Annotated in this window: 3 protein-coding genes; all 3 read left to right on the top strand. The window is 71.1% G+C overall.

Going from position 1 to position 21,702, the window contains the following annotated elements; all coding sequences use genetic code 11:
- Nucleotides 1–5,236: type I polyketide synthase (locus ACFTZL_RS18630; RefSeq protein ID WP_382583625.1), on the top strand; the 5,236-nt coding region annotated here is incomplete at its 5' end.
- Entirely contained in the window at nucleotides 5,233–21,072 is a 15,840-nt protein-coding gene (locus tag ACFTZL_RS18635; protein ID WP_382583628.1) for a type I polyketide synthase, read from the top strand. The genes ACFTZL_RS18630 and ACFTZL_RS18635, both read left to right, overlap by 4 nt.
- 37 nt (nucleotides 21,073–21,109) lie before the next feature.
- On the top strand, nucleotides 21,110–21,637 hold the full coding sequence (locus ACFTZL_RS18640; protein WP_382583630.1) for a PaaI family thioesterase: 528 nt from the start codon (nucleotides 21,110–21,112) through the stop codon (nucleotides 21,635–21,637).
- Nucleotides 21,638–21,702: the final 65 nt, after the last annotated feature.

Raw genomic sequence — 21,702 nt, forward strand, 5'->3', positions numbered from 1 at the left:
CAGGCTGATCGACCCGGATCCGGACAAGCCCGGCACCGTCTACAGCCGAGGCGGCGGATTCCTCAACGGTGTCGCCGACTTCGACGCCGGGTTCTTCGGCATCTCACCGCGTGAGGCGCTGGCGATGGATCCCCAGCAGCGGCTGTTGCTGGAGGCGTCGTGGGAGGCCCTGGAGTACGCCGGGATCGACCCCTCGTCGCTGCGGGGCAGTGACACCGGTGTGTTCGCCGGTGCCTGTGCCTCCGGCTATGTCGACCAGGTGTCGGGCGACCTGGAGGGCTTCCGGCTGACCGGCACCACGCACAGCGTGGTCTCCGGACGTGTGTCGTACGTGTTCGGCCTGGAAGGCCCGACGATGACGATCGACACGGCCTGTTCGTCGTCGCTGGTGGCACTGCACGTGGCGTGCCAGGCCCTCCGCCAGGGCGAGACGTCCCTCGCACTGGCCGGCGGAGTCACCGTGGCCGCGACTCCGTACCTGTACGTGGACTTCGCCCGCCAGCGGGGCCTGTCCCCGGACGGCCGCTGCAAGGCGTTCTCGTCCGAGGCGGACGGTGTGAGTTTCGCCGAGGGTGTCGGTGTGCTGGTGCTGGAGCGGTTGTCGGAGGCGCGGCGGCTTGGGCACAACGTGCTGGCCGTGATCCGCGGAAGTGCCGTGAACCAGGACGGTGCGAGCAACGGCCTGACCGCCCCCAACGGCCCCTCGCAGGAACGCGTGATCGCGCAGGCGCTGGCCAACGCCGGTCTGACCCCGGTCGATGTCGACGCGGTCGAGGCGCACGGGACCGGCACCACCCTCGGCGATCCCATCGAGGCACAGGCGCTGATCGCCGCGTACGGACAGGACCGGGAAGAGCCGCTGCGGATCGGTTCGTTGAAGTCGAATATCGGGCACACTGTGGCGGCTGCCGGTGTCGGTGGTGTGATCAAGATGGTGCAGGCGTTGCGGCACGAGGTGCTGCCGCGGACGTTGCATGTGGATGAGCCGTCGTCGCATGTGGACTGGTCTGCGGGTTCGGTGCGGTTGCTGACCGAGTCCGAGGCGTGGCCGGTGACCGATCGAGTGCGGCGGGCGGGTGTGTCGTCGTTCGGTGTCAGCGGCACCAACGCGCATGTGATTCTGGAGGAGGCTCCTGTCGCGCGGCCGGCGGACGACGCCCCTGCTCCAACCGCTCCGGTTGCGTTGTTGGTGTCGGCCAGGAGTGAGGGGGGTCTGCGGGCGCAGGCGGAGCGGTTGCGGGAGTGGCTGCTGGAGCGGCCGGATGTGAACCTGGCTGATGTTGCCGCTTCGTTGGTGGCGTCGCGGGCGCAGTTGGAGTGGCGTGGCGCGGCCGTGGGCCGTGACCGCGATGAGCTGCTCGAGCGCTTGAGTGCTGTGACCGGGTCGGGTGTGGTGGGCTCGGGCAAGACGGCGTTGCTGTTCACCGGTCAGGGTGCACAACGGACCGGTATGGGCGCAGGGTTGTACAAGGCGTTCCCGGTGTTCGCGACTGCGCTGGACGAGATCTGTGCCCAGTTCGACAAGCTGCTGGGCCGTTCGCTGAAGGACGTCATGTTCGGCGGCGGTGATGGGGTGCTGGATCGGACGGAGTTCACGCAGCCGGCGTTGTTCGCGTTCGAGGTGGCGTTGTTCCGGCTGCTGGAGTCCTTCGGAGTGAAGCCGGATGCGCTGATCGGGCATTCCATCGGTGAACTCGTGGCGGCGCATGTCGCGGGTGTGTGGTCGTTGGAGGATGCCTGCCGTCTGGTGGCGGCCCGGGGCCGGTTGATGGGTGCTCTTCCCGAGGGTGGGGCGATGCTGGCCATCGCCGCGTCCGAGAGTGAAGTCACCCATGATCGTGTGTCGATCGCGGCGGTGAACGCGCCCGGATCCGTCGTGGTCTCGGGCGACGAAGACGCCGTTGCCGAAGTTGAGCGTGAGTGCATGCAGGCGGGTCGGAAGACATCCCGTCTGCGGGTGAGTCACGCGTTCCACTCGGCACGCATGGATCCGATGCTGGAGGACTACGCCGCAGTTGCCCGCGAGGTGACGTATCACGAGCCGGCGATCCCCCTGGTGTCCAACGTCTCCGGCGAAATGGCCGATCAGGAGGTGCTGGACCCGTCGTACTGGGTGCGTCAGGTCCGCACGGCGGTTCGTTTCGCACCCGGCATCCAAACGCTCATCACCTCCGGCGTGCGTCGCTTCCTGGAGGTCGGCCCGGACGCGGTTCTGGCAGCGATGACCCGCCAGTGCCTGCCCGAGGACATCGAAGCCAGGTCGCTGGTGGCCGCCGCGGCACGTCGCGACCACGACGAGGCCGAACAGTTCGTGACCCTGCTCGCCCACGCACACACCGCTGGAGTGGCCGTCGACTGGGCGCCGTTGATCGAGGGGCGCAGGCCCGTGGCGTTGCCCACCTACGCCTTCCAGCACCAGCGGTACTGGTTGCAGCCCCGCCCGGCGGGGCAGGGCCAGGCCGCGTCGGACCACTCGCTGCTCACCGGCGTGGTCCGGGTGGCCGACCGTGACGAATGGCTGTTCACCGGCCGGTTCTCGCTGCGAACTCACCCGTGGATCGCCGACCACACCACCTACGGCGTGGTGCTGGTCCCGAGTGCGGCGCTGATGGAGATGCTGCTGGTGGCCGGACACCGGATCGGCAGCCCCGGCGTGGACGAACTCACCCTCGAAACGCCGATCCTCCCGCCGGAGGACGGCGAGGTGGAACTGCAGGTCCTGGTCCAGGAACCGGATGCCTCCGGGCGCCGGCCGTTCACGTTCCACTACCGTCGCGCGGTCGAAGGCGTTGTCGGCGAGTGGAGCCGCAACGCCAGCGGAATACTGAGCGGCGGGCAGCCCGCCGACACGGGGCTCGTGGACGCGATGCGCGCCGAGCCGTGGCCGCCGATCGCGGCCGAACCGGTCGACACCGGCTGGATCCCGGCCCAGGTGGCGCGTGCCGCCGGGCTGGAGTACGGAGCGTCGTTCATCGGTGTCGACGCCGCCTGGCGCAGCGGAGACACGGTGTTCTCCGAGGTGACCCTCAACCCGGACACCCCGGCCGAGCGGTTCCACCTGCACCCGGCGCTGTTCGACATGGTGATGCACGCGGGGCTCGCCTGTCTGATCTGGCCGGAGCACCCGGGCAACGCGGCCGAGGGCAAGCTGCTGTTCCGCTGGGGCGGCACACGCTTCCACGGCACCGCCGAGGTGACGTCGCTGCGGGTGATGGCCGTGCGGCGCAGCAGTGAGGCGATCGGCGTAGTGGCCGTCGACCAGGACGGCAACCCGGTGGTGACCATCGACGAAGTGGTCATGCGCTCCTACGACGTCCAGCAGTTCCGCGCCGCGCTGCCGGGAGCCCGGGCGGAGGCGTACGGACTGCGCTGGACCGAGGCCACCGCCCCGGCCGAGCATCCGGCGGCGGTGACCTTGGCCTCGCTCGGCACTGTCGGGGTGCCGGGGATCGCGGACCGCTACCCGGATCCGGTGGCGCTCGCCGCGGCGCCCACCGCGCCGGACGCCGTCGTCTGGGAGGCGGCCGCCGTCCCGCACGACGATCCGGCGACCACTCGTGAGCTGGTCGTCGCGGCCCTGCACACGGTGCGGCGCTGGCTGGCCGACGACCGGTTCGCTGGGTCACGGCTGGTCGTGGTCACCTCGGGTGCGTCGGCGACCTTGCCAGGTGAGGTACCGGACCTGGCAGGGGCGGCGGTCTGGGGGCTCGTCCGCAGCGCTCAGACCGAGTACCCGGGCCGGATCGTGCTGCTCGACCGCGCCGGCTCCGGCGGTACGGACGTCTCGGGCGACTCGGTACGGGCCGTGCTGGCGACCGGTGAACCCCAGGTGGCCCTGCGCGGCGACAGCGTGCTGGTGCCCCGCCTCGAAGCCGTGTCCGCCCCGGCTGCCGCTCCGGTGTCGTTCGGGACCGGGACCGTGCTGATCACCGGCGGGACCGGTGGGCTGGGAGCACTTCTGGCCCGCCATCTCGTCGACGAGCACGGCGTACGCCGGTTGCTGCTGGTGTCCCGGCGCGGTGAGCGAGCCGAAGGCGCGGCCGAACTCGTGGCCGAGCTGGCCGGAGCCGGTGCAGAGGCCCGGGTCGCCGCGTGCGATGTCACCGACCGGGACGCGCTGCGCGAGCTGTTGCGCACGCTGCCCGCCGACCAGCCGCTGACCGGCGTGATCCACACCGCGGGGGTACTCGACGACGGCACCGTGCACACCCTGACCGCCGACCAGATGGAACGGGTGTTCGCGCCGAAGGCCGATGCCGCGTGGTCGTTGCACGAACTGACCCGCGAGGCGGAGCTGTCGGCGTTCGTGCTCTTCTCCTCGGTAGCGGGCCTGATCGGCTCGGCCGGCCAGGCCAACTACGCCGCCGCCAACGGTTTCCTGGACGCCCTGGCGGTGCGCCGCCGCGCCGAAGGGCTGCCTGCCGTGTCCCTGGCCTGGGGCCCTTGGCAGCAGGACGCCGGCATGACCGGAGGCCTCGACCGGACCGCCGTGGCGCGGCTGGCCCGGCTCGGTCTGCACCCGCTGGACAGCGCTGACGGTCTGCGGTTGTTCGACCAGGCGCTGTCCGTGCCCGTGCGGGAGCCGGCGCCGGCACTGCTGCGGTTCGACCCGGACGACCTGCGTCTGGAAGCGCAGACCGGTGCGGTGCCGGCGGTGCTGCGCGGGTTCGTCCGCGCGCGGCAGCAGGCGTCGGTGACGGTGTCGAACCGTTCGGTCTCGCTGGGCGAACGACTGCACGGCGTACCCGACGAGAAGCGACTCCACGTCGTCGTCGACCTGGTGCGGGAACAGGCAGCGACCGTTCTCGGTTTCGGGTCGGTCGACGACATCGACCCCGACCGCGGCTTCGACGTGCTGGGCTTCGACTCCCTCGGCGGGGTCGAGTTCCGCAACCGCCTGGCCAAGGTGACGGGGCTGTCGCTGCCCTCGACGCTGGTGTTCGACTACCCGACGGTGAACGACATGGCCGGATACCTGCTGGCCCGGACCACCGTCACCGCACCCGCGGAAACGAAGTCCGCCGTCCCAGGAGACATCGACCGGCTTCACGCACTGGTGGAGCGGATCATCGCCGACGCCGGCGGCGACGACGAGACGGTCGCCGTGCTGCGGGGCGTCAACGACCGCCTCAGCACCTACCTGGCCCCCTGGCCGGGTGGCGATTCCGACGATCTCGCATTCCACTCCGATGACGAACTCTTGGATCTGATCGACGAGGAGTTTGGCCCAGCATGAGCAACCCCAGCAAGAACAACGAGGAACGGCTCAGCCGGTACCTGAGGAAACTCACCGGAGATCTCCGCGCGGCCAACAAGCAGATCCACGCGTTCGAGGAGCGTGCCCGCGAACCTCTCGCGATCGTGGGGATGAGCTGCCGCTACCCCGGTGGTGTCGAGACCCCCGCGCACCTGTGGGACCTGGTCGCGTCCGGGACCGACGCCATCGGGCCGTTCCCGCCCGACCGCGGGTGGGACCTGGAGAAGCTGTTCGACAGCGACCCCGACTCGCCGGGCACCGTCTACACCAAGGAAGGCGGATTCCTCGACGGAGCCGGTGACTTCGACGCCGGATTCTTCGGGATAGGCCCGCGCGAGGCGGCGGCGATGGACCCGCAGCAACGCCTGTTCCTCGAGGCTTCGTGGGAGGCACTGGAGGACGCCGGAATCGACCCGGCGTCGCTGCGCGGCAGTGACACCGGTGTGTTCGCCGGCGTCATCCACCAGGACTACGGCCACCGCGTGGGGTCCCCCGCGCTGACGGCCGAATCGGAAGGGCACACCTATCTCGGTGTGTCGGCCAGCGTCCTGTCCGGCCGCGTGGCCTACACACTGGGCCTCAAGGGCCCCGCCGTATCGGTGGACACCGCGTGCTCGTCGTCCCTGGTGGCGTTGCACCTGGCATGCCAGGCGCTCCGGCAGGGAGACACGTCACTGGTGCTGGTCGGGGGCGTCACGGTGATGTCCGACCCGACCCTCCTGATCGCGTTCGGGCGGCAGCGCGCCCTGTCACCGGACGCGCGGTGCAAGGCGTTCGCCGCCGCGGCGAACGGCACCGGGTTCTCCGAGGGCCTGGGCATGCTCGCGGTCGAGCGGCTGTCCGACGCGCGCCGCCTCGGGCACCGCGTCCTGGCCGTGATCCGCGGCAGCGCGGTCAACCAGGACGGAGCCAGCAACCGGCTGACCGCACCCAACGGCCCCTCCCAGGAGAAGGTGATCGCGCAGGCGCTCACTAACGCCGGTCTGAACCCGGCGGACATCGACGCGGTCGAGGCGCACGGCACCGGAACCACGCTCGGCGATCCGATCGAGGCCCAGGCCCTGATCGCCGCCTACGGCCGCGGCAGGGCCGGGGCCGGGGGCCCGCTGCGCATCGGCTCGCTCAAGTCGAACGTCGGGCACACGTCCGCGGCGGCGGGCGTCGGTGGCGTCATCAAGATGGTGCAGGCCCTGCGGCACGAGGTACTGCCCGCGACCCTCCACGTGGACGCCCCCACCCCGCACGTGGACTGGTCGGACGGATCGGTCCGGCTGCTCCTGGACGCCGAGCCGTGGCCGACAGGGGAACGGGTGCGGCGGGCAGGTGTGTCGTCGTTCGGCGCCAGCGGCACCAACGCCCACCTGATCCTGGAGGAAGCCCCCGAAGAGTCCGCCGACACGGGCGCCGACGAGCCGACCGCGCCGACGGACGAGCCGATCGCGCCGACGGACGAGCCGACCGCGTCGGCGCGTCCGAACACCCCGGTGGTGGTGTCGGCCAGGACCGAGGCCGGGCTGCGCGCGCAGGCGGCCAAGCTGCGGCAGTGGGTGGCGCAACGTCCCGGCCTGGGCGTGGACGACCTCGCTTACGCGTCGCTGACCACCCGCACCGCGCTGGAGTGGCGTGGCGGAGTGGTGGCCGACGACCGGGAGGGGGTGCTCGCCGGTCTGGCGGCGCTGGCCGAACCGGAATCGGCAGCCGCCGCCGACGGTGTGGTCACCGGCCGTGCGACGTCACGCAAGGTGGCGTTCGTCTTCCCGGGGCAGGGCAGCCAGTGGCAGGGGATGGCACTCGAACTGCTGGCGACCACAGGCCCGTTCGCCGAGTCCATGGCGGCGTGCGAGGAGGCGTTGAGCCGGTATGTCGACTGGTCTCTGAGCGCGGTGCTCCGCGGTGCGGACAACGCACCGTCACTGGACCGGGTCGACGTCGTCCAGCCGGCGCTGTTCGCCGTGATGGTCTCGCTGGCGAAGCTGTGGCAGGCCGAGGGAGTCGAACCCGATGTGGTCATCGGCCACTCGCAGGGCGAGATCGCCGCGGCACACATCGCCGGCGCGCTCACCCTCGAGGACGCGACCCGGGTCGTCGCCCTGCGCAGCCTCGCCGTCGCCGAGGAACTCGCCGGCGCCGGGGCGATGTCCTTCGTGAACCTCGGCGAGGAGGCCGCCCGGGCGCGACTGGAACCGTACGGCGACCGGTTGTCGCTCGCGGCGGTCAACGGCCCCGTGCAGGCGGTGGTGTCCGGCGACCTGGACGCCATGGACGAGTTCCTCGCCGCGTGCCGGCAGGACGGGGTGCGGGTGAAGCGCATCCCCGTCGACTACGCCTCCCATTCCAAGGCCGTCGAACGGCTGCGTGACCGCCTGCTGCGCGACCTCGCACCGATCACGCCCCGGCCGGGCACCGTGCCGCTCTTCTCCACCGTGCACGCGGACTACGTGGACACCTCCCGGCTGAACGCGGACTACTGGTACCGGGCGCTGCGTGAACCGGTCCGGTTCGCTGCCGCGTCCGAGGCGCTGATGCGGTCGGGCTTCACCAGCTTCATCGAGACCAGCCCCCACCCGGTGCTCACCGTCGCCCTCGCGGCCACCGCCGAGGCGGCCGGACTCGCCGACCGCGTGAGCATCGTCGGCTCCCTGCGGCGGGACCAGGGCGGGCCCGAGCAGTTCACCGTCGCGCTGGCCCAGGCCTATACGGCCGGTCTGCCGGTGCGGTGGGAGCCCCGGTTCCGCAACCGCGCGGTGACCAGGGTCGATCTGCCGACCTACGCGTTCCAGCGGCAGCGCTACTGGACCCGGCCCGAGGCGCCGGGCGGCGGCGGTGACGTCACCCACGCCGGCTTGGTCTTCCCGGACCACCCGTTGCTGGGCGCGGCAGCGGAACTGGCCGGCCGGGACGAGTGGTTGTTCACCGGCCGCATCGCCTCCCGGACCCATCCATGGCTCGCCGACCACGTGGTGTTCGGCACCGTCGTGGTGCCCGGAACGGCCATGGTCGAAATGGCCCTGTGCGCGGGGGAGAAGCTCGGCTGCCCCGTCGTCGAGGAGATCGTCTTCCAGGCACCGCTCGTGATCGACGGCGAGGACGACATCCAGGTCCAGGTCGCCGTCGGCGAACCCGACGACCGCGGGCGGCGCGTACTCACGGTGTACTCCCGCACGGCCGCCCCCGCCGACTGGGTGCTGCACGCGGAAGGGATGCTCGCACCGGCCGTCGGCGACGACGCGCCGGAGCCGGCCGATCCGCCGCAGGACGCGGAACACCTCGACGGCCAGGCCCTCTACGACCGCCTGGCCGGGCTGGGCTTCGGCTACGGCAGCGCCTTCCAGGGCGTCACGTCGGTGTGGCAGCACCACGGCGAGGTCTTCACCGAGGTGTCCCTGGACGACACGACCGCCGAACAGGCGGGCAGGTTCGGCATCCACCCCGCGCTGTTCGACGCCGCCCTGCACGGCCTCGGCCTGCTCGGCGAGGGGGAGGAAGGCAAGCTGCCGCTGCCGTTCTCGTTCACCAGGGTGCGGCTGTACCGGCCCGGGGCCGACGCGGTCCGGGCCCGGATCACCGGCGCGGGCCGCGACCGGGTACGGATCGCGGCGTTCGACGAGACGGGCGAAGCGGTGCTCACCGTCGAGGCGCTGCGCACCCGGCCGATCGACGCCGGCACGCTCCTCGAGACCCGGCGTGACTCCCGGCAGGCCCTTCACCTGCCGCAGTGGAAGCAGATGCCGTCGTCCGCCCCGGCGGACCCGCCACGGATGGTGTCGGTCGGGACCGTGCCCGGAATCGAGCACGGACAGCCGGAGCTCGACGCCGTTCTCGCCTCCTGGGACAGTCCGGACGCGGTGGTGTGGACCGTCGGCGAGGAACCGGCCGAGCCCGGGCCGGTCGCGACCGGGGTGCACGCCCGGGTGCATGCGACGCTCGCCGTCCTGCGGACCTGGCTCGCCGACGACCGCTGCGCCCGGTCGACGCTCGTGGTGGTCACCCGCAACGGCGCGGGCCTGCCCGGCGAATCCCCGGATCCCGCCGCGGCCGCCATCCGCGGCCTGGTGCGCAGCGCACAGTCCGAACACCCGGGCAGGATCGTCTCGGTCGACTGCCTCGACGAGGTCACCGCGGACGTGGTCGCCGCCGCACTGGCCGCGGACGAGCCGCAGGTAGCGGTCCGCGAGGGCGGTCTGCGCGTACAGCGCCTCGGGCGGGCGCCCGCGCCGGCGGCGGAGCCCGAGCCGTCGTTCGGTACGGGCACCGTGCTCATCACCGGTGGCCTCGGCGGACTGGGTTCGCTGGTCGCCGAACACCTCGTGGAGACGCACGGCGTACGCGACCTCCTGCTCGTCTCACGGCGCGGCGGCCGGGCCGAGGGCGCCACGGAACTGGTGACGCGACTGACCGAGCGCGGTGCCAGGGTCCGGGTGGCGGCCTGTGACATGGCCGACCCGGCCGCTGCCGCGGCTCTGGTCGGCTCCATCGAGCCCGACCGCCCCCTCACCGCCGTGATCCACTCGGCCGGTGTGCTCGACGACGGCACGATCGAAACCCTCACCGCCGACCAGGTGGACCGGGTGCTCGCCGCGAAAGTCGACGCGGCGCTGAACCTGCACGAGCTGACCCTCGACCGCGACCTGTCGGCCTTCGTACTGTTCTCGTCCGCTGCGGCACAGCTGGGGTCGCCCGGTCAGGGCAACTACGCCGCGGCGAACAGCGCCCTCGACGCCCTGGCCCGGCACCGGCACAGCGCCGGTCTGCCGGCCCTGTCGGTGGCCTGGGGCCCGTGGCACCAGCGCAGCGACATGACCGGCGGCCTCGGCCGGACCGGGTTCGCCCGACTGGAACGCATGGGGTTGCGCCCGGTCGACAACGAGTTCGGTCTGCGACTGTTCGATCTCGCGGTGGCCGCCACCGAACCACTGATGGCCGCGGTCGACCTGGATCGCGCGGCACTCTCGTTGCAGGCCCGGGCCGGCCTCCTGCCCGCCGTCCTGCACGGGCTCGTCCCCGTGCCCGAGCGGCGTGCGGGTGCTGCGGGGGCGCTGGCACACAAGCTCATGGCGGCGGACGCACACGAACGGGACGCTCTGGTCGTCGAGTTCGTCCGAGGACACGCGGCAGCGGCACTGGGACATGCCGCGACCGACGCGATCGGCACCGACGTGCCCTTCACCGAACTCGGCTTCGACTCGCTGGGTGGTGTGGAGCTCCGGAACCGGCTGGCGAAGGGCACCGGCCTGTCGTTGCCGTCGACCCTCGTCTTCGACCACCCGACCGTCACTGCCGTGGCCAAACTGGTCCGTTCCCGGATCGAGGGCGAGCAGACGCAGCTCCCCGAACGGCGGGTCTCGCGGCGGGCGGCGCTCGACGAGCCGATCGCGATCGTCGGGATCGGCGCGCGCTATCCCGGTGGTGCGGGATCGGCCGAGGAACTGTGGCGCCTGGTCGAGGCGGGCCGGGACGCGATCGGTGCGTTCCCGTCCGACCGTGGTTGGGACCTTGCTGAGCTGTTCGACCCGGATCCGGACCGGCCCGGGTCGGTGTACACGCGGTTCGGCGGATTCCTCAGCGGTGCGGGTGATTTCGACGCCGGGTTCTTCGGTGTGTCGCCGCGTGAGGCGTTGGCGATGGATCCGCAGCAGCGGTTGTTGCTGGAGGCGTCGTGGGAGGCGCTGGAGCATGCGGGGATCGATCCGGTGTCGTTGCGGGGCTCGGACGCGGGTGTGTTCGCGGGTGCGTGTGCGTCGGGGTACGCGGATCGGGTCTCGGGTGACCTGGAGGGCTTCCGGCTGACGGGTACGTCGCACAGTGTCATTTCGGGTCGGGTGGCGTATGTGTTCGGCCTGGAGGGTCCGGCGGTGACGGTGGACACGGCGTGTTCGTCGTCGCTGGTCGCGCTGCATCTGGCCTGTCAGGCACTCCGTCAGGGAGACAGCTCGCTGGCGCTCGCCGGCGGCGTCACCGTGGCCGCCGAGCCCGACATCTTCATCGACTTCTCCCGCCAGCGGGGCCTGTCCCCGGACGGCCGCTGCAAGGCGTTCTCGTCCGAGGCGGACGGTGTGAGTTTCGCCGAGGGTGTCGGTGTGCTGGTGCTGGAGCGGTTGTCGGACGCTCAGCGGCTGGGGCACAACGTGCTGGCCGTGATCCGCGGAAGCGCCGTGAACCAGGACGGTGCGAGCAACGGCCTGACCGCGCCGAATGGCCCGTCGCAGGAACGCGTGATCGCTCAGGCGCTGGCCAATGCCGGTCTGACACCGGTCGATGTCGACGCGGTCGAGGCGCACGGGACCGGAACCACCCTCGGCGATCCCATCGAGGCACAGGCGCTGATCGCCGCGTACGGACAGGACCGTGAAGAGCCGCTGCGGATCGGTTCGTTGAAGTCGAATATCGGGCACACCGTGGCGGCTGCCGGTGTCGGTGGTGTGATCAAGATGGTGCAGGCATTGCGGCACGAGGTGCTGCCGCGGACGCTGCATGTGGATGAGCCGTCGTCGCATGTGGACTGGTCTGCGGGCGCGGTGCGGTTGCTGACGGAATCCGAGCCGTGGCCGGTGACCGATCGAGTACGGCGGGCGGGTGTGTCCTCGTTCGGTGTCAGCGGCACCAACGCGCACGTGATTCTGGAAGAAGCTCCTGCCGCGCGGCCGGCCGATGAGGCTCCAACTACGGCTTCGCTTGCTCCGGTTGCTTTGTTGGTGTCGGCCAGGAGTGAGGGGGGTCTGCGGGCGCAGGCGGAGCGGTTGCGTGAGTGGCTGCTGGAGCGGCCGGATGTGAACCTGGCTGATGTTGCCGCTTCGTTGGTGGCGTCGCGGGCGCAGTTGGAGTGGCGTGGCGCGGCCGTGGGCCGTGACCGCGATGAGCTGCTCGAGCGCTTGGGTGCTGTTGCTGGGTCTGTGGTGGGCTCGGGCAAGACGGCGTTGCTGTTCACCGGTCAGGGTGCACAACGCACCGGTATGGGCGCAGGGTTGTATGACGCCTTCCCAGTGTTCGCGACCGCGCTGGACGAGATCTGTGCCCAGTTCGACAAGCTGCTGGGCCGTTCGCTGAAGGACGTCATGTTCGGCGGCGGTGATGGGGTGCTGGATCGGACGGAGTTCACGCAGCCGGCGTTGTTCGCGTTCGAGGTCGCCTCGTTCCGCCTCCTGGAGTCCTTCGGAGTACACCCGGACGTTCTGATCGGGCATTCCATCGGTGAACTCGTTGCGGCGCATGTCGCGGGTGTGTGGTCGCTGGAGGACGCCTGCCGTCTGGTCGCAGCGCGGGGCCGGTTGATGGGTGCTCTCCCCGAGGGTGGGGCGATGCTGGCCATCGCCGCGTCCGAGAGTGAAGTCACCCATGATCGTGTGTCGGTCGCGGCGGTGAACGCGCCCGGATCCGTCGTGGTCTCGGGCGACGAGGACGCTGTCGCTGAGGTTGAGCGTGAGTTCATGCGGGCGGGTCGGAAGACGTCGCGTCTGCGGGTGAGTCACGCGTTCCACTCGGCGCTGATGGATCCGATGCTGGAGGACTTCGCCGCGGTCGCAAGCGAGGTGACGTATCACGAGCCGGCGATCCCGCTGGTGTCCAACGTCTCCGGCGAAATGGCCGACCACGAGTTGCTGGACCCGTCGTACTGGGTCCGTCAGGTCCGCGCGGCGGTCCGTTTCGCACCCGGCATCGACACGCTCATCACCTCTGGCGTGCGTCGTTTCCTGGAGGTGGGCCCGGACGCGGTTCTGTCAGCGATGACCCGCCAGTGCCTGCCGGAGGACGTGGAGGCCAGGTCTCTGGTGGTTGCCGCGGCACGTCGCGATCACGACGAGGCCGAGCAGTTCGTGACCCTGCTCGCCCACGCGCACACCGCTGGAGTCGGGGTCGACTGGGCGCCGTTGGTCGAGGGGCGCAGGCCCGTGGCGCTGCCCACCTACGCCTTCCAGCACCAGCGGTACTGGTTGCAGCCCCGCGTGGACAGCGTCGGTGACCGGTTCGATCATCCGTTGCTGACCGGTGTCGTGCCGGTCGCGGGTAAGGACGAGTGGGTCTTCACCGGCCGGCTGTCACTGTCCACCCACCCCTGGATCGCCGACCATGCGGTGTTGGGGTCGGTGTTGCTGCCGGGCACGGGCTTCGTGGAGATGGCCCTGGCCGCTGGCGAACGCCTCGGCGTAGCGGTGATAGACGAGATCCTGCTGGAGTCCCCGCTCCTGCTCGACGGTGACGGAGCCGCGGATCTCCAGGTTGCCGTGGGCCGCGCCGACGACGAGGGTCGTCGCGCGTTCTCCATCCACTCCCGTGCCGCCACGGGTGACGCTGACGCCGACTGGGTCGCGCATGCCACCGGCGCGCTGGTCGCGGCTTTCGGTGCCGAGGGAGGGAGCACTGCCGAAGAATCCTGGCCCCCGCCCGGCGCGGAACCGGTACTGGCGGACGACCTGTACGACCGTCTGGCCGAGTTGGGCGTGGCGTACGGCCAGACCTTCCAGGGCGTGAGTGCGGTGTGGCACCGTGCCCCCGACGTCTTCGCCGAGGTCGCGCTGGACGACGCCACCGGCGAAACGGCAGCGCGCTTCGCGGTGCATCCGGCGTTGTTCGATGCCATGCTGCACGCCGCGATCGACACCTTGGCGCAGGACATGCCCGCGGGACGGGTGCCGTTGCCGTTCTCGTTCTCCGGTGTGCGGGTGCATCGCGCCGGTGCGGCCGCTGTCCGGGCCAGGATCATCCGCACCGGCGCCGAGAGCGTACGGGTGGAAGCCGTCGACGAGGCAGGGGCAGCCGTGGCGACGGTGGAGTCCCTGCGCGCACGCGCGGTGGACGCCGGGACGCTGGCCGGTGCGCGACCGGCCGGCCGGTCCCCGCTGTACGAGCTGCAATGGACCGAGGCCGAGGCCACCCTCGCCTCCGCCGCGCGGATCGCCGCGATCGACTCGCCCGAGGTGGCGGGCGCCATTGCCCACTACGCGAGCCCGGCCGACGCGGCCCGCGCCGAGGTCCCCGCGGACGTTCTGGCATGGACGGTCGAGGCCGGCACCGACACCACCGACCGATCGGTGCGCGATCGTGTGCAGGCGGCGCTGACGACGATCAGGGCCTGGCTCGACGAAGTCCCCCTGGCCGACACCCGGCTGGTCGTGGTCACGCACAACGCCGCGGGCCTGCCCGGTGAGAGCCCCGATCTCGCCGCCGCCGCGGTACGCGGACTGGTGCGCAGCGCCCAGTCCGAGCACCCCGGCCGGATCATGCTGCTCGATCACGACGGCGACGTGTCTGCCGACATCGTGTCGGCCGCGCTGGCCGTCGGGGAGTCCCAGGTAGCGGTACGGGGGACCAGGACCCTCGTGCCACGGCTGATACGCGGCACCGCACCCGCGGTCGAGCCCGGGGCGGCGCTGGGCGCCGGTACGGTGCTGATCACCGGCGGCACCGGCGGCATCGGCGCCCGGCTGGCCCGCCACTTGGCCGTCGAGCACGGTGCGGCGGACTTGCTGCTGGTGTCACGCCGAGGTGAAGAGGCGGACGGCACCGCGGACCTGGTCACCGAGCTGGCCGGGCTCGGGGCACGGGTGCGGGTGGCAGCGTGTGATGTGTCCGACCGGGTGGCGGTGCGGGCGCTGCTGGACGCCATCCCGGATGAACTCCCGCTGACGGCGGTGATACACGCCGCCGGCGTCGTGGACGACAGCACGATCGAGAAGCTGAGCGCCGAACAGGTCGACCGGGTGCTCGCGCCCAAGGTGGATGCGGCGCTGCACCTGCACGAACTCACGCAGCATCTGGACTTGTCGGCGTTCGTGATGTTCTCGTCGGTCGCGGCTGTCGTGGGCTCGCCCGGGCAGGGCAACTACGCGGCGGCCAACAGCGTTCTGGACGCCCTGGCGCGGTGCCGGGCCGAAGCCGGGCTGCCCGCTGTGTCGATCGCCTGGGGCCCTTGGGACTCCAGCAGCGGGATGACCCGCGACCTCGGTCGCGATGGCCTGACGCGACTCGGACGACTGGGCCTGCGCCCGCTGGCCGATGCCGACGGCTTGGACCTGTTCGACCAGTCGGTGCACACCGGTGCGGCCTCGGTAGCGGGCGTCGACTTCGACACCGCGGCGCTGGCCGCCCAGGCCCGGGCCGGCACACTGGCCGACGTCCTGCGGGTGGTGGCGCCGGTTCCGGCGCGTCGCGCCGACAGGACAGCGACCTTGGCGGGGCGCCTCGCGGCGGCGCCTCGGGACGAGCACGGCGTGATCCTCCTCGACGCCGTCCGCGAGTGCGCTGCGGCCGTGCTGGGGCATGCCTCCGCGGATACGGTCGGACCGGACACGCCGTTCAGCGAGCTCGGGTTCGATTCGCTGGGGGCGGTGGAGTTCCGGAACCGCCTGGCGCAGGCGAGCGGTGTGTCGTTGCCGTCGACCCTGGTGTTCGACCACCCGACGGCGACCGCGGTGGCGGAGTACTTGCGCTCCCGGATCGAAGGCGTGGGGACGGGGGCTCGGCAGGTCACGCGTCGCACACGCGTGGACGAGCCGATTGCGATCGTCGGGATGAGCTGCCGCTATCCCGGCGGTGTCGAATCAGCCGACCAGTTGTGGGAGCTCGTGCGGTCCGGGGGCGACGGCATCGGCGCGTTCCCGTCGGATCGCGGCTGGGACCTGGCCAACCTGTTCGACCCCGATCCGGACAAGCCCGGCACCGTGTACACCCGTGAGGCCGGCTTCCTCGCCGACGCCGGTGACTTCGACGCCGGATTCTTCGGGATCGGCCCGCGTGAGGCGGCTGCGATGGATCCCCAGCAGCGGCTGTTGCTGGAGGCGTCGTGGGAGGCACTGGAGCACGCGGGAATCCCCCCGACATCACTGCGGGGCAGTGACACCGGTGTGTACGCCGGTGTGATGTACCAGGACTACGAGCACACCGCCCGGTCGGCCGCAGCCGCCGCCGAAGGCTATGTGGCCACCGGTTCGGCGGGCAGCGTGGTCTCCGGTCGCGTCGCGTACTCCCTGGGCCTGGAAGGGCCGGCGGTGACGATCGACACGGCGTGTTCGTCGTCGCTGATGGCGATGCACATGGCGGCTCAGGCCCTGCGTCAAGGCGAGACGTCGCTGGTCCTGGTCGGCGGTGTGACGGTGATGTCGACGCCGTTGCTGTTCGTGGAGTTCTCCCGGCAGCGTGGATTGTCGCCTGATGGCCGGTGCAAGTCGTTTGCGTCCTCCGCAGATGGTGTGGCGTGGTCCGAGGGTGTCGGTGTCGTCGTGCTGGAGCGGCTGTCGGAGGCGCAGCGGCTGGGGCACAACGTGCTGGCCGTGATCCGCGGAAGTGCGGTGAACCAGGACGGTGCGAGCAACGGCCTGACCGCGCCCAACGGCCCCTCGCAGGAACGTGTCATCGCGCAGGCGCTGGCCAATGCCGGTCTGACACCGGTCGACGTGGACGTGGTCGAGGCGCACGGGACCGGTACGACGCTGGGTGATCCGATCGAGGCGCAGGCGTTGATCGCGGCGTATGGGCAGGGTCGTGAGGAGCCGTTGCGGATCGGGTCGGTGAAGTCGAACATCGGTCATACGCAGGCGGCGGCCGGTGTGGCCGGTGTGATCAAGATGGTTCAGGCGCTGCGGAACGGTCAGTTGCCGCGGACGTTGCATGTGGATGAGCCGTCGTCGCATGTGGATTGGTCCGCGGGTTCGGTGCGGTTGTTGACCGAGTCCGAGGCGTGGCCGGCGGGGGAGAGGGTTCGCCGGGCGGGTGTGTCGTCGTTCGGGATCAGTGGCACCAACGCGCATGTGATTCTGGAGGAGGCTCCTGCCGCGCGGCCGGCCGATGAGGCTCCTGTTTCGCTTGCTCCGGTTGCGTTGTTGGTGTCGGCCAGGAGTGAGGGGGGTCTGCGGGCGCAGGCGGAGCGGTTGCGGGAGTGGCTGCTGGAGCGGCCGGATGTGAACCTGGCTGATGTTGCCGCTTCGTTGGTGGTGTCGAGGGCGCAGTTGGAGTGGCGTGGCGCGGCCGTGGGCCGTGACCGCGATGAGCTGCTGGAGCGCTTGAGTGCTGTTGCTGGGTCTGTGGTGGGCTCGGGCAAGACGGCGTTGCTGTTCACGGGTCAGGGTGCTCAACGGGCGGGTATGGGTGCCGGGTTGTATGAGGCGTTCCCTGTCTTCGCGACTGCGCTGGACGAGATCTGTGCCCAGTTCGACAAGCTGCTGGGTCGTTCGCTGAAGGACGCGATGTTCTCCGGTGATGGGGTGCTGGATCGGACGGAGTTCACGCAGCCGGCGTTGTTCGCGTTCGAGGTGGCGTTGTTCCGGCTGCTGGAGTCCTTCGGAGTACGCCCGGACGCTCTGATCGGGCACTCGATCGGCGAGTTGGTGGCGGCGCATGTCGCGGGTGTGTGGTCGCTGGAGGATGCCTGCCGTCTGGTGGCGGCGCGGGGCCGGTTGATGGGTGCTCTTCCCGAGGGTGGGGCGATGCTGGCCATCGCCGCGTCCGAGGGTGAGATCACCACTGACCGTGTGTCGATCGCGGCGGTGAACGCGCCCGGATCCGTCGTGGTCTCGGGCGACGAAGACGCCGTTGCCGAAGTTGAGCGTGAGTTCATGCGGGCGGGTCGGAAGACATCCCGTCTGCGGGTGAGTCACGCGTTCCACTCGGCACGCATGGATCCGATGCTGGAGGACTTCGCCGCAGTCGCAAGCGAGGTGACGTATCACGAGCCGGCGATCCCCCTGGTGTCCAACGTCTCCGGCGAAATGGCCGACCACGAGGTTCTGGACCCGTCGTACTGGGTCCGCCAGGTCCGCACGGCGGTCCGTTTCGCACCCGGCATCCAAACGCTCATCACCTCCGGTGTTCGTCGCTTCCTGGAGGTCGGCCCGGACGCGGTTCTGGCAGCGATGACCCGCCAGTGCCTGCCCGAGGACATCGAAGCCAGGTCGCTGGTGGTTGCCGCGGCACGTCGCGATCACGACGAGGCCGAACAGTTCGTGACCCTGCTCGCCCAGGCGCACACCGCTGGAGTCGGGGTCGACTGGGCGCCGTTGGTCGAGGGGCGTAGGCCCGTGGCGCTGCCCACCTACGCCTTCCAGCACCAGCGGTACTGGCTCGAAGCCGACCTGTCCGCGACCGGAGACCTGAGCCGGGCCGGGTTGCTCTCGCTCGATCACCCGTTCCTCACGGCCGCGGTGCGGGTGGCGAGCCGGGACGAGTGGCTGTTCACCGGCAGGCTGTCCCTGCGTACCCACCCCTGGATCGCCGACCACGCGGTACTCGGGTCCGTGCTGCTGCCCGGCACGGCCTTCGTGGAGCTCGCGCTGAGCGCGGGCGCCCGTGTCGGCGTCGGGATGGTCGAGGAGTTGCTGCTGGAGTCGCCGCTGCTGATGGACGGCGACGCTGCCGTGGACGTACAGCTGAGCGTCGGTCCGGTGAACGCGTCCGGGCGCCGTCCGTTCTCGGTGCACTCCAGGCGGGAATCCGCCACCGCCGAACCGGACGCCGATGACGAGTGGCTGCTGCACGCCAGTGGTGTGCTGGCCCCCGCCGACACGGCCGTGGCACCGGTGGGGATCTGGCCGCCCGTCGATGCCGAGCGAGTGGACGGTGCCTACCTCTACGGGCGCCTGGCCGATCTCGGCTTCGAGTACGGAACGGCGTTCCAGCGTGTGTCGGTGGCGTGGCAGCGCGGAGACGAGGTGTTCGCCGAGGTGGCGTTGGACGACGACGCTCCCGCTTCGGCGACGGGATTCGGCATCCACCCGGCACTGTTCGACGCGGCGCTCCATGCCGTGATCGACGGGCTCGCCCAGGCGATGCCGGCGGGACGGCTGCCGCTCCCGTTCTCCTTCGCCGGGGTTCGGCTGCACCGCACGGGCGCCTCGGCGGTACGGGCCCGCATTCTCCGCAAGGGTGGCGACGAGGCCCGGATCGAGCTGGTCGACGAGACCGGGGCGCCGGTGGTGACCGTCGACTCGCTGCGCGCACGTCCGGTCGAGGCAAGCTCGCTCGGCGACACGGCACAGCGCGTGAACGGCTCGATGCTGGGCGTGGAATGGGTCGACGCCGGTGTCCGCCAGGACGCGCAGCGGCAGTCGGTCGCGACGCTCGGGCCGGTGCCCGCGATCGAGGGCGCGGAACACTTCGCCGATCAGGCGGAACTCGCGGCGGCGGAGTCGGTTCCGGATGCGGTGGTGTGGAGTGCCGACTCGGTGTGTCCCGAGGGTGACGAGACCGCGGCGACCGTGCACACGGCCGTCCGGGCGACGCTGAGTGTGCTGCGGGAGTGGCTTGCCGAGGGCAGGTTCCCCGGGATGCGCCTGGTGGTGGCAACCCGGCGTGCGGCATCGCTGCCCGGTGAGGTGCCGAATCCGGTCGCGGCCGCGGTGGCGGGGCTCGTGCGCAGCGCCCAGTCCGAGCATCCGGGCCGTATCACTCTCCTCGATCACGACGGCGAGGGGCTTTCCCCCGAGGCGGTGACGTGGGCGCTGGGTGCGGAGGAGCCCGAGCTGCTGCTGCGCGGAGGGCGACTGCTGGCGCCGCGACTGGCCCGGCTCGGCGCAGCCGCCGGAGAGGCGTCGTTCGGTACCGGCACCGTGCTGGTCACCGGCGGTACCGGTGGCCTGGGTGCCCTGGTGGCCCGGCATCTCGTCGCAGCGCACGGTGTGCGGCGGTTGCTGCTGGTGTCGCGGCGCGGCATGGCGGCCGCCGGGGCTGCGGAGTTGGTGGCCGGGCTGCGGGAGGCGGGAGCCGAGGTGCAGGTGGCGGCGTGTGACGTGGGCGACCGCACGGCACTCCGGGACCTCCTGTCCGCGTTGCCCGCCGGCGACCCGTTGACCGCGGTCGTCCACGCGGCCGGTGTGCTGGACGACGGCACGGTGGAGACCCTGAGCGCGGAGCAGGTGGACCGCGTACTCACACCGAAGGTCGACGCGGCGCTGCATCTGCACGAGCTGACCCGGGAGCACGACCTGTCGGCGTTCGTGTTGTTCTCCTCGGCCGCGGCTGTGCTCGGCTCACCCGGACAGGGCAACTACGTGGCGGCCAACGGCTTCCTCGACGCGCTCGCCCGTCGCCGGGTCGCCGAGGGCCTGCCGGCGGTCTCGGTGGCCTGGGGCCCCTGGCAGCAGGACTCGGGCATGACCAGCGGACTGGGGGGCGCGGGGCTGTCACGGTTGGAGCGACTGGGTCTGCACGCGCTCGGCCACGACGAGGGCCTGGCGCTGTTCGACCTGGCGGTCGGTGCCCGCCGGCCGGTGGTCGTCGCGACCCGGTTCAGCCGGGCGGGACTGGCGGTGCAGGCCCGCGACGGGCTGCTGCCGGCCGTCCTGCGCGGGCTGGTGCCGGCGGCCGTCGGGCAGGCGAGTGACGCCGGGGAACTGACGCGCAGGCTCGCTTCGGCGGGTCCGGACGAACGGGAAGCCGTCGTCGTGGACCTGGTCCGCGACCAGGCTGCGGCTGTGCTCGGTCATACGACCGGTGAGGCGATCCCCGTCGATGCGCCGTTCACGGAGCTCGGGTTCGACTCGCTGGGTGGCGTGGAGTTCCGCAACCGGCTCGCGAAGGCGACCGGACTGTCGTTGCCGTCGACCCTGGTGTTCGACCATCCCACCACGGTGGCGGTGGCGAAGCTGGTGCTGTCGCGACTGGACGACGGCGGGCCGGACACGTCCGTCGAGCACCATGTCGAATCGCTCAGGTCGGTGCTTTCGCAGATCACGTCCGGTTCGGAGAAGGTGCGGCTGGCACGGCAGATCCGCGCGCTCGTCGCCGACGTCCTGGAGGAGCGCGACTCCACCGCGGAGATCACGGCGGCCGCGGTCGAATCGGCCACGACCGACGAGATCTTCGCCTTGATCGACAAAACCCTTTCGTGATCGTCGATGGAGACTTCCGCAGAGAGAAGGGCTTGAGATGACGGAGACGAGTGTCCCGGCGGGGACCGGCGACGAGGCGAGGACGCTGGAAGTCAGCTGGAGCGATCCCCGTGCGGCGGCCATGCGCGCGTTCGAGATGTCGCGCGAGGAGCTGCTGAAGAGCATCGTCAGCGGGGATCTGCCGAATCCTCCCATCGGGCAGTTGCTGAACTTCAAGGTCACGGAGGCCGAGCCCGGCCGGGCGGTCATCGAGTTCGTGCCGGACGAGCGGCACGAGAACCTCATCGGTGTGGTGGCCGGCGGGGTCGCCGGAACCGTGCTGGACGCCGCGATGTGGATAGCCGTCCAGGCGTCCCTCGAGGACAAGTCGGTGGTGAGCACCGTGAGCATGAGCATGAACTTCATGCGCCGGCTGTCCCGCGAGGCGGGCAACGTGCGCGCGGTGGCCCGGACCCTCCATGTGGGGCGGTCCACCGCGACCGCCGAAGCCTGGCTGGAGGACGGGTCGGGACGGCGATACGCGCAGGCCACCGCCAGTTTCCTGCGGATGGGAGGCGGGCAGTGACACCGCGCTGACCCAGCGGCCCTCCTGATACGGCCCCGTCCCCCTGACCCGCGGTCCCGCAGGTC

The sequence above is a fragment of the Streptomyces sp. NPDC056948 genome, assembly GCF_042674225.1.
Classification (GTDB): domain Bacteria; phylum Actinomycetota; class Actinomycetes; order Streptomycetales; family Streptomycetaceae; genus Streptomyces; species Streptomyces purpurascens.

What these genes read in the sequence shown, in the direction of transcription:
- ACFTZL_RS18635 (WP_382583628.1), top strand. Translation starts at nt 5,233, where the DNA reads ATGAGCAACCCCAGCAAGAACAACGAGGAACGGCTCAGCCGGTACCTG.
- ACFTZL_RS18640 (WP_382583630.1), top strand. Translation starts at nt 21,110, where the DNA reads ATGACGGAGACGAGTGTCCCGGCGGGGACCGGCGACGAGGCGAGGACG.